The organism is Pseudomonas sp. E6002 (genome assembly GCF_013385565.1).
GTDB lineage: Bacteria > Pseudomonadota > Gammaproteobacteria > Pseudomonadales > Pseudomonadaceae > Aquipseudomonas.
This window is the reverse complement of the sequence record NZ_JACAPT010000017.1, coordinates 168,349-178,732: the sequence shown is the minus strand read 5'-3', so window position 1 is coordinate 178,732 and position 10,384 is coordinate 168,349. Positions and strand designations below refer to the sequence as shown.

8 protein-coding genes are annotated in these 10,384 nt (G+C 62.4%); 1 reads left to right on the top strand and 7 read right to left on the bottom strand.

The window, feature by feature from the left end; genetic code table 11:
* Window positions 1-296: 296 nt before the first annotated feature.
* Together HX815_RS15330 and hutC are read right to left on the bottom strand one after the other, a co-directional pair.
* The gene (locus HX815_RS15330; protein WP_177028524.1) at window positions 297-857 is read right to left on the bottom strand and encodes a HutD family protein; all 561 of its coding nucleotides are present in this window, start codon (window positions 855-857) and stop codon (window positions 297-299) included.
* Complete coding sequence (gene hutC / locus HX815_RS15325; RefSeq protein ID WP_173406113.1) at window positions 854-1,633, bottom strand: histidine utilization repressor; 780 nt, start codon at window positions 1,631-1,633, stop codon at window positions 854-856. The genes HX815_RS15330 and hutC overlap by 4 nt, the downstream gene beginning before the upstream one ends.
* A gap of 78 nt (window positions 1,634-1,711) precedes the next feature.
* Between hutC and HX815_RS15320 the strand changes: the two genes are divergently transcribed.
* On the top strand, window positions 1,712-3,076 hold the full coding sequence (locus tag HX815_RS15320; protein WP_102367929.1) for a formimidoylglutamate deiminase: 1,365 nt from the start codon (window positions 1,712-1,714) through the stop codon (window positions 3,074-3,076).
* 129 nt (window positions 3,077-3,205) lie between these two features.
* Here HX815_RS15320 and HX815_RS15315 read toward each other — a convergent pair whose 3' ends face one another.
* From HX815_RS15315 to HX815_RS15295, 5 genes are all read right to left on the bottom strand, one after another.
* Window positions 3,206-3,775, bottom strand: a complete 570-nt coding sequence (locus tag HX815_RS15315; protein WP_003217984.1) for a lipocalin family protein — start codon at window positions 3,773-3,775, stop codon at window positions 3,206-3,208.
* Window positions 3,776-3,807: 32 nt separating this feature from the next.
* A complete protein-coding gene (locus HX815_RS15310; protein ID WP_003217986.1) occupies window positions 3,808-4,062 on the bottom strand; it encodes a hypothetical protein in 255 nt (84 codons plus the stop codon).
* 143 nt (window positions 4,063-4,205) lie between these two features.
* Complete coding sequence (locus HX815_RS15305; protein WP_003217989.1) at window positions 4,206-5,216, bottom strand: class 1 fructose-bisphosphatase; 1,011 nt, start codon at window positions 5,214-5,216, stop codon at window positions 4,206-4,208.
* A 107-nt stretch (window positions 5,217-5,323) separates the two neighbouring features.
* Window positions 5,324-6,679 carry a DUF3999 domain-containing protein gene (locus tag HX815_RS15300; RefSeq protein WP_177028523.1) on the bottom strand — a complete coding sequence of 452 codons (1,356 nt, stop codon included), beginning with the start codon at window positions 6,677-6,679 and terminating at the stop codon, window positions 5,324-5,326.
* Window positions 6,679-10,215 (bottom strand): DUF2339 domain-containing protein, encoded by a 3,537-nt coding sequence (locus tag HX815_RS15295; protein ID WP_177028522.1) that lies wholly within the window; start codon window positions 10,213-10,215, stop codon window positions 6,679-6,681. The genes HX815_RS15300 and HX815_RS15295 overlap by 1 nt, the downstream gene beginning before the upstream one ends.
* Between the last annotated feature and the right edge of the window lie 169 nt (window positions 10,216-10,384).

Below are 10,384 nucleotides of genomic sequence, written 5' to 3'. Positions count from 1 at the left end.
CATTGATGGGTGCGAAGAGGAAGTTCATGGACTCTTACGCACACATCTTTACTTGTACATACAAGCATATGCAATCAAGCGGCCAACTTTGCGCGCAAGGTTTGAAGATTTTTCCGGGACGAGGGTGGAAGCCTTGGAAAACAAGGCTTCGCAGCATGATGAATTTTCTTACAGGGGATTTTTACAGTGCGGGAGACTTGTCATCGAGGCAGGGCTTTGCGCCATGCTGGGGCGTTCGGTAACAAGTTGGTGCGGGAAGAGGGAAACAAAATGTGGGGGAAGAAACCCCCACCTGTTCAGGCGGCGGCAGTCAATTCGATAACGCAGCAACGGCCAGTCACGCTGACGTCCAGCAGGCCGGTGTTACCGTCCAGTTGCAGGCAGTCGTGACGGTTCAGCCGCTCACCGAGCACCTTCACTTCATCGGCCACGCTGAACACCAGCAAGGTGTGCGCGGCACTGAAGAAACGCTGCGTGCCGTCCATCCATTGCAACCGCGCTTGATAGCGCTGCGGCGAATAGATGAGGTTGAAATCGCGGATCGGCCCGCCGATCAAGCGGCAGGACACCTGGCTGTCACCCTTGAACGGGAATGGCTGCAGCGGTAACAACCCGAGCTGTTCCTCGCCATCCACCGTCAGCACCATGCCCGAGCCTTGCAGCACGGTGATAATGCGCTGGTACCCGGCAAAGGTGGAGAACCCGCCCGACTCGGCGATATCGGCAATCGACAGGCGCCAGCCGAAACCGTCCAGGCCCTCCCACGCGTCACGGGTGATTTCTTCAGTGCTGCCGCCACCGTTTTTCCACGGCATGCGAATGTAATCGGTAGCGCGCCAGACTTTCATCGAACTCATTTACTGAAACGTCCTTCCAGGCTATGACGGGAACCGGGGTGGATCAAACGTGCGGCCGTGACCGGCTGGCGGCCAGACCAGGTGCGGCGGCGAATCAGCAGGCACGGCTCGCTGGTTTCGATTTGCAGCAGCTTGCATTCGTCGGCGTCGGCCAGAATCGCCTCGACCACGTGCTCGCCTTCGGTCAGCGGCGCCACCTGGTTGAGGTAGGCATAGGGCGTTTGCTGGGTGAAATCCTGCTGCAGGTATTCCGGTGCTACCAGGGCGTTGACGAAACGGTCTTCGATTTGCACCGGAATGTCGTTTTCGTAGTGCACGATCAACGAGTGGAACACCCGCCCGCCTTCGCGCATTTCCAGCGCGACGGCGCGCTCGGAGCCGGCGGCTTCTTCACCGAGGGTAATGACCTTGCACGTATGGCGATGACCGCGGGAGGCGATCTCATCGGCAATGTTGTGCACTTCAAACAGCGCCGACTGGCTCTTGGGCTCGGCGACAAAGGTGCCCACACCTTGCATGCGTACCAGCAGGCCTTCGGCAGTCAACTCGCGCAGGGCGCGGTTGATGGTCATGCGGCTGAAGCCCAACTGGTTGACCAGTTCGCTCTCCGAAGGCACGCGATAATGCGGCGGCCAGTTGCCGTTGAGAATCTGCTGGCTGATCATCTGTTTGACGCGGGCATACAAGGGCGCCGGACTTTCGTCCATGTGGGCAGCCAGTGGAGACTTGGCGGGCGGAGTCGACACAGGAAATCCTTGTAGGTGAAAAAGAAGCATAGCTTGCCGGAGTTTACCGAGCAGGCAAACGTCTGTATATGTATATACAAATAAACACACGACTGGGGTGCCTGAATCATGTCCGCTTTCTTTGCCGAACGCGCGCTGCTGCCTAATGGATGGGCCAACGATGTACGTCTTGAAGTCAGCGCCGATGGCCTGCTGACCAAGGTTGAGCCCAACGCCAGTGCAGACGGTGCCGAACGGCTCAGGGGCCCCGTGCTGGCGGGCATGCCGAACCTGCATTCCCACGCTTTCCAGCGCGCGATGGCCGGGCTGGCGGAAGTGGCCGGCAACCCGAATGACAGTTTCTGGACCTGGCGCGACCTGATGTATCGGATGGTCGGCAAGATCCGCCCCGACCAGTTGCAGGTCATCGCGCGCCAGTTGTATATCGAAATGCTCAAGGCCGGCTACACCTCGGTGGCCGAATTTCACTACGTGCACCACGACGTCAGCGGCCAGCCCTATGCCGACCCTGCGGAGCTGTCGCGGCAAATCAGCCAGGCCGCCGCCAGCAGCGGTATCGGCCTGACGTTGTTGCCGGTGCTCTACAGCCACTCCGGTTTCGGCGGCCAGGCCCCCAATGAAGGCCAGCGCCGCTTTATCAACAGCACCGAAAATTACCTGAGCCTGCAATCACGCCTGCAACCGATTCTGGCCGCGCAACCGGCACAACGGCTGGGCCTGTGTTTCCACTCGCTGCGCGCCGTCACACCGCAACAGATCAGCGAAGTGCTGGCCGCCAGCGACAAGGCGTGCCCGGTGCATATCCACATCGCCGAGCAGCAGAAGGAAGTCGACGACTGCCTGGCCTGGAGCGGCCAGCGCCCGCTGCAATGGTTGTATGACCATGTTGAAGTGGATCAGCGCTGGTGCCTGGTGCACGCCACCCACGCCAATCCGGAAGAAGTGACATTGATGGCCAGGAGCCGGGCGATTGCCGGGTTGTGCCTGACCACTGAAGCCAACCTGGGCGACGGGATTTTCCCGGCGGTGGACTTCCTGGCCCAGGGCGGGCGCATGGGGATTGGTTCCGACAGCCATGTATCACTGAGCGTGGTGGAAGAATTGCGCTGGCTGGAATATGGGCAGCGGCTGCGGGACCAGCGGCGCAACCGGCTGTATCGCAGCGATCAGCCGATGGTTGGGCGTACGCTGTTCGATGCCGCGCTGGACGGCGGTGCCGAAGCGTTGGGGCAGCCGATTGGGCGCCTGGAAGTTGGCAAGCGTGCGGACTGGCTGGTGCTGGACGGCAACGATCCGTACCTGGCGACAGCGAACGAAGACGGGATCCTCAATCGCTGGTTGTTTGCCGGTGGTGATCGCCAGGTGCGCGACGTGCTGGTCAACGGGAAGTGGGTGGTGCGCGACGGGCATCACGCCGCCGAAGAAGACAGCAGCCGGACGTTTACCCAGGTCTTGCGGGATTTGCTGGGCTGACAGACGACACATAACAAATGTGGGAGCGGGCTTGCTCGCGAAAGCAGTGGATCAGTCAATACATCTGGTGACTGTCACACCGCCTTCGCGAGCAAGCCCGCTCCCACATTGGATTGGCGCTGTTTCGTATTACTGCGAGGTCTTCGCCATCTGCTTGTCCGACGTACGCCAGATCAAACGCGTGGTGTCATACCCCTGCTGCCGCGCCCTGCTCAGCAGGTCTTCGCGGGTGTCGGCGCTGACCGTCGGCGTGCGCGACAGCAACCACATGTAGCGCCGGCTCGGGCTGCCGACAATGGCGGTCTTGTAGTCATCGCTGACGTACAGCACCCAGTAATCGCCCTTGGCCACGCCCGGCAACAGCGAGGTGAACCAGTTGTTGAATTCGACCCACAGTTTGTCGGTCTTGCCGGCGACCTGCGGCGTTGCGGTGCCCTTGGCTTCCTGCCACTTCCACTCAGGGGTCAGGCAGCGGTTGAACACCGACATGTTGCCATCGGGCAACAGCGTGTAGCGGGCTTCGGACTGCGCACAATTGCGCTGGAAGTACATCGGCAAACGGGCCAACTCATACCAGGTGCCCTGGTAACGCTTGAGGTTGACGCTGCCAACAGTCTTGGGTTGCAGATCATCGCCAGAATGGCTGGCGCAGCCCGCCAAAAACAGGCTGGCGCAGAGGTATAGAACGAAACGCATCATGTTGTTTTTCTCCCGCAGGCTTTCGCCCCGGTTTACTTCAGGCCTTGCCCGGAAAAAATCAGTACTTTGTCACCGGCATATTGCACGCTGATAAAGCTGTTTTTATCGCCCCAGGTGCAACTGGACATACCCAGAGCGCCAGAACAATCAGTCGGCTTGCCCAACAACGACTCCACCTCGGCCTTTGGCATGCCGGCCGACAGTTTTGCGTAATTTTCTTGAGTGACCTTGCTGCAAGCGGCCAGAAGCACGCAAAACGACAACAGGGCGAGACGGCGTAACGACATGGAAAAACTCCTGGAGAGACGAAGCAGCTTGGGGGTCTGCCAGAAGCTTAGAAGGGAAAAGAGGTGTCTGGTTCCCGACGAGCGAAAACAAAAAAGCCCCGAAAACGCTGAAACGTTTCGGGGCTTTTGCTTACCGCAAGGACTTACGCCTTGTGGTAGCCGGTCACACGCTCAACTTCTTCCTTCGAACCCAGGAACACCGCCACGCGCTGGTGCAGGCCTTCAGGCTGGATGTCGAGGATGCGCTGGTGGCCGTCGGTGGACGCACCGCCCGCCTGTTCAACCAGGAACGACATCGGGTTGGCTTCGTACATCAGGCGCAGCTTGCCCGGCTTGGACGGCTCGCGGCTGTCGCGTGGGTACATGAACAGGCCACCACGGGTCAGGATGCGGTGCACGTCGGCAACCATCGCAGCCACCCAGCGCATGTTGAAGTTCTTCTTCAGCGGGCCTTCTTCGCCGGCCATCAACTCGCCTACATAGCGGGTAACCGGCTCTTCCCAGTGACGCTGGTTGGACATGTTGATTGCAAATTCCTGGGTGGACGCAGGAATGGTGATGTCTTCATGGGTGAGCACGAAGCTGCCCATTTCGCGGTCCAGGGTGAAGCCCTTGACGCCGTCGCCCAGGGTCAGCACCAGCATGGTCTGTGGGCCGTAGATCGCGTAACCGGCAGCTACCTGCTCGGTGCCCGGCTGCAGGAAGGCCTTTTCGTTCAGGGCTTCGTTCTGGCTCAGGTATTCGTTCGGGCAACGCAGTACCGAGAAGATGGTGCCGACTGGCGCGTTGATGTCGATGTTCGACGAACCGTCCAGCGGGTCGAATACCAGCAGGTACGCGCCTTTCGGGTATTTGCCCGGGATCTGGTAGGCATTGTCCATTTCTTCGGACGCCATGCCGGCCAGGTGACCGCCCCACTCGTTGGCTTCGAGCAGGATTTCGTTGGAGATCACGTCAAGCTTCTTCTGCACTTCGCCTTGTACGTTTTCAGTGCCCATGCTGCCCAGGACACCACCCAGCGCGCCTTTGGACACGGCGTGGCTGATTTCCTTGCAAGCACGCGCCACCACTTCGATAAGGAAGCGCAGATCGGCAGGCGTGTTGTTGCTGCGGGTCTGCTCGATCAAATAGCGACTCAGGGTAACGCGGGACATGGAAGGCTCCGGAAATGGGGGGCTAAAAACCCGCGCAGTTTAACGCGAGTCGGGGCGTATTTCCTCCTATCAGAGGATTTAAACCCAATAGAGTTCATGGACTTTATTTAACGTGCCACCGGTGGCTTGCGCAGCAAACTGTAGGCCATGGCGCCCAGGGCCGCCACACCGAGCAGCAGCACGGCCCAAAGACCGAGCTTTTTCCAGTTCGGCCCGGCATCAACCGGGGCCGCGACCGCAGCCGATGTAACCACCGCCTCGCCCGCCACCTTGGCCTGCCCAAGCCCCGCGAGACGTTCGGCGCTGTAGTCCGGAATCAGGGTCGACAGCGGCAAGTTCGCGCCTTTCACCGACGGATTGCCGAGCACAAGGGTGAACGGTGGCTCGCCCCGCGCCAGGAACACCAACTGCGTGGCCCGCACCGCAAAGCTCAAGGTCGGCGCCTCCACGCCCAGGCCACCGCCACGTTCGTCCACGTCGAGCTTGAGCTGCGCAACAGCCTGGCCCGGCAACTGCAGTTCGTTCTGTAAAACGTCCTGGCCATTTTGCGTCAACCGGTAGAGCAAACCGCTGCTCATGGGTTGCCAGGCCTGATTAGTTTCCCGGCGGCCCGACAAGGTGACCGGCGCCAGGCTGTTGGGTTGGCTCAAGTCGATTCGCAAGCGTTCGACGTTCAGTGCGTTGGGCAACTGCCAGCTGTATTCCCCGGCCTTGAGCCGGCTGCCCGACAACGGCTGCGACCACACCAGCGGCAACGGCAGGTTGTGGGCGCTGACACTCTCCAACTGCGCCGACGTCAGCGCCGGTGCCGCCTGGCCTTTCCACAGCAGGCGCAGATACCGCGCCGACTGCCCCGGCAAACTCACTTCATGCTGCTCGACGCGCTCATCGGCAAACGACAACCGCGCCACCTGCCCTTCGCCCCAGGCGCGCCAGTGCTGCAAGTCGTCGCTGGCTTCGATGCTGAAACGCTGGAAGCCGTCGCGCTCGCTCGTCCAGTCGAGGATCAGTTGCTGCAACGGGGCCTTGATCGCACTCGCGTCGAGCAACCAGCCGCGCAGGACCTCTTCGCCGGCCTCCAGTTGGCTCGGCGGCTGCACTTGCACCAGCGTGCCGGTGGACGTGGATTGCACACGCACGCTGGGCACGGCTTCGGAGGAGTCAGCCGCAGCGTACAACGGGAACCACTTCACGTTGGACAGGCTGCGGCTTTCGGTGCTTTGCGCCGACTGCCGCGCCAGCGCGTAAGCCTGGGGCTCGCCGGCGGCGTTGAACACCCGCACATCACCCAGGTCGGCCTGACGGGCGCTCAATTGCACCGCCAGCGGCAGTTCCAGGCGGTACCACGGGCCTTCGCCACTGACCGTCAGCGGCACGCGCGTGGTGAAATCGGCGGGCGTTTCCTGGGCCCAGGCCGATAACGTCGTGCACAACCCCAACAGCGCCACACTCAGCTTGCCCATCAAGAGGCCACTCCTTCAGTTTCAACCACCGGCTCGGGGCGCTTGGGGGGCAGCGGGGCGAAATAGCCCACCACCAGCAACAGCCCGCCCACACCGATAAACGATACGATCCGCGCCAGCCCGCCGCGGTTGCTCAATTCGACGAAGAACAATTTGGCCACCACGACGGCAATCAATGCCGCACCGATCAGCCACACCTCACGCCGGTGACGCAGATGGCCGCCGATCATCAGGCTCAGGGCAATCAGGGTCCACACTATCGACAGCCCGGCCTGCACCAGCATCGACTCCAGCAACGCATCCAGATGGAACGGCACGCCACCCCAGTGATGAGCCGTGCGCATCACCAGCGCAGTGAAGAAGGCGAACAACGAGACACCGGCGACCGCCTGGGCGACCAGTTCGGCGCGCGGCCCGCGTTGCGGTGCGGCACTGCGGGACCACAGGTACACACCCAACAGCGCGAATAGCAATCCAATATCCAGCGGGTTAAGCAGCGGCACATACGGCAGCGGCTCGGCGGTGCCGTCGCTGAAGATATTCGCCAGCCAGAACCAGCCGAGCATCAACACCGCCAGCGGCAACGCGGCATACAACCGGTACTCGCGCGGGTACGCCGACACCGGCCACGGCCAACTGCGTGGCGCGGCGGCCAGCACCAGGTACAGGCTTGGCAGAATCGCCCAGCCCAGCCAGCGCCAGGCGTTGTATTCCTCGGACAGCAGCAACAGGCCGTAGCGCAACTCCAGCGCCAGCACGCCGATCAGCAGCCAGCAGCCGAGCACGTGCGCGGCGCCCAGGGCTTTTTCCGGGATGACCAACGCCAGGCGTCGCAGCGACACGAAGTGCACCGCAAACACCGCCGCCCAGGCCAGCCAGGCGAAGTTCGCCGCCGGGTGATAACGCGAGCCCCACGCGCCCAGCAAGACCACGCCCACCGCCGGCATCAACAGCGCGCACAGCAAGCCCAGCGACGCCCATTGCAGCCTCAGGGCCAATACCGCCCAGATCGCCACACTCACCGCCGCTACCGCCAACAGCCAGGTGCCTTGCAGCATCGATGGTGCAAACCGCAGCACTTCGCTGACCAACGCCAGCGTCCACCAACCCGCACCCCACACCAGCAGCACGTCGGACAGCCGCTGCAAACTCAACGCCTCGAACACCGGCGCATGAGGCCGACGCTGCAAGCGCCAGGCACCGACCAGCGCCGCCAGCCCGAGCACCATTGGCGTCCAGAAACCGCTATGGCCCAAAGGACGCAACCCCTCGCTGGCCAGCGGCCCGAGCAGGTCCGGCACCGCGATCAGGAACGAAGCGCCGCCGATCACTTGCAGCAACAACCCGAAGACAAAACTGACGCGCTGTTGCAGGTACAGGCTCAGCCAGATGATCAACAAACCACTGGCCGCCCACACGCCGCTGGCGGTCTCCCACGGCAGCACAAACAGCACCGCCAGGTTGATCAGCACCAACCCGGCGAGCAACACCACCGACAGGCCACGCAACAACCGCACATCGCTGCGCACCATGGTGTCCCGCGCGGCCAGCAGCATGCCGCCGATCAATGCCAGGCCAATCAGCGATGCGGTGAGCAAGCCGCTCCAGCCCGCACTGAACACCGCGCCTGAATCGGCACCCGCTTGCAGGCGCAGCAGGAACAGCGCGCCACCCAGCAGTTGCACGGCAAACGCGGTGAAGAGGAACGTACGCGAGCCGATGCGCAGGCCCACCAGCAAGGTCGCAAGACCGGCAAGCGCCCAACTGATGGCAGTGCCTTGGGTCCACAGCAGCAACGGTGCGAGCAGGTACAAGAAGCCAAGGCCGACGCAGGCCAATACCGGCAAACCTCGACGCTCCCACTGCGCCGCGTGCTCCACCGGCACCTTGCGCAATTGGTCGAAACTGAACAGCAAGGCCGCCCCCAGCAACAACGCACCCAAGGGTGCACCGTCCAGCAGGCTGGTCTCGCCAATCCGCAATTCGCTGAGGAACGCCAGCGCCGAACCGACTTGCAACAGCAAGCCAAACGCCCGTGCCAAAGGCCGCTGCTGACGCAGGCCGAGCCAGAAAATCCCGGCGCCTTCCACGGCCCAGGCCGCCGCGGTCCAGCGTGCGTCGAGGCCCAACGGAATCGCCAGGCTGGCGAAGATCACACCCAGCGCCAGGCAAGTTTCCGCCAGCAGCAAGGCGCGCCCGCCACTCAGCAAACGAGCCAGGCCCATATAGATAATGCCCAGGGCCAGCGCGCTGAACGCAGCGGCAAATTCCAGGTGCTGCACCAGCGCAAACTGCAAACCGAAGCCCACCAGCGGCGGACCGAACAGCATGCTGCCGTCGACATAATCGCCCTTGGCCGCCGACCAGCGCAGCAACGCGCCACGGCTGTCATCGTCCGGCGCGTCGCGCATCTCCAGCAACTTGCGCCGGGCGAACAACAGGCCGATGCCCAGGTACATCAGGAAAAATAGAATCAGGAACGGCTCGGTGCTCCACAGCAGCTCCGGTGTATAGGAGCGCATGCCCCAGGCGAAGCCGATGCCGAAGGTGCCGACAAAACCGATCAAATTGAGCAGGCGCCAGGCCTTGAACCAGGCGATGGCGAGAATGCCTGCGTTGAGCAGGGCGAAATAGCTGAACAGCGCCACATGGTTGCCGGCGCCGGTGGACGTGAGGATCGGTGCCGCAAAACCGCCGAGTGCAGCGGCGCAGGCCAGGCCGAGGGCGTCCTGGGTAATCGCCAGGATCGCCGAGAAAACGGTGACCGCCACCAGCAAGCCGAGTGCCGCGCCGGGGTCGAGCAGCGGGTGCAGGCGCATCGCGGCGAACACCGTGAGGTACAACACCGCAATGCCGGTGCCTTGCAGCATCAACCCGTAATTACTGTTGCGCAGCCGCAGCCACCAACCCAGACCCAGCAGTGCCAATGCGCAACCGGCGACACCTGCGTAACGCAACTCGATTGGCACCACCATGCCTTCAGTGGCATAGCGCAGCAGGAAGGCCAGGCCGAGGAACAACAACACCACGCCGACCCGCAGCACGGTGTTGCCACCGAACAGCCAGTTGCGGGCACCGCTGATTGCGCGCTCGATAAAGTTGGGGCCGCGAGGCACCGCAGGCGCGGCAGGTTGTTCAGGAATTTTCGCGCTCGGTTCGGCCCGCCACACATCAGCCGGCAATGGCTGGCTGGGTTCGGCCACCACACTTGAGTAGGCAGGTTCCAGTTCGGCGGGTAATTCCCAGACGAGTTCAGGCGGCGCCGCTACCGGCAGCGGCTCTTCGACAAACACAGGTCCGGCGGTTTCAACGGCGGCAGGCCTTTCCAGCAAGGCCAGGCGTTGCTCGACCACTTTCAGGGCGTTGCGGGCAGACTCCAGCTGACGGCCTTGTTCCTCCGTACGCGAGGCGAGCATCGACAGGCGAATCGCCTGGCCAATGCCCAAACCGAGCAGCGCACCAATGCCCGCATCACTGAACGACTCGTCGAGTGTCCAGCCGAGCACCAGGCCAATCAGCATGAAAATCCATTGCATGGTCGATATCCCTAAGCAGCCCGAAGCGGGCAAAGGCGATGCTCAGTATATCGACACGGACCCCATGTGGGAGCGGGCTTGCTCGCGAAGGCGGTGGATCAGTCACAAATTTGTCGACTGACGCTGCGCTTTCGCGAGCAAGCCCGCTCCCACATTTTTTATTGCAGTG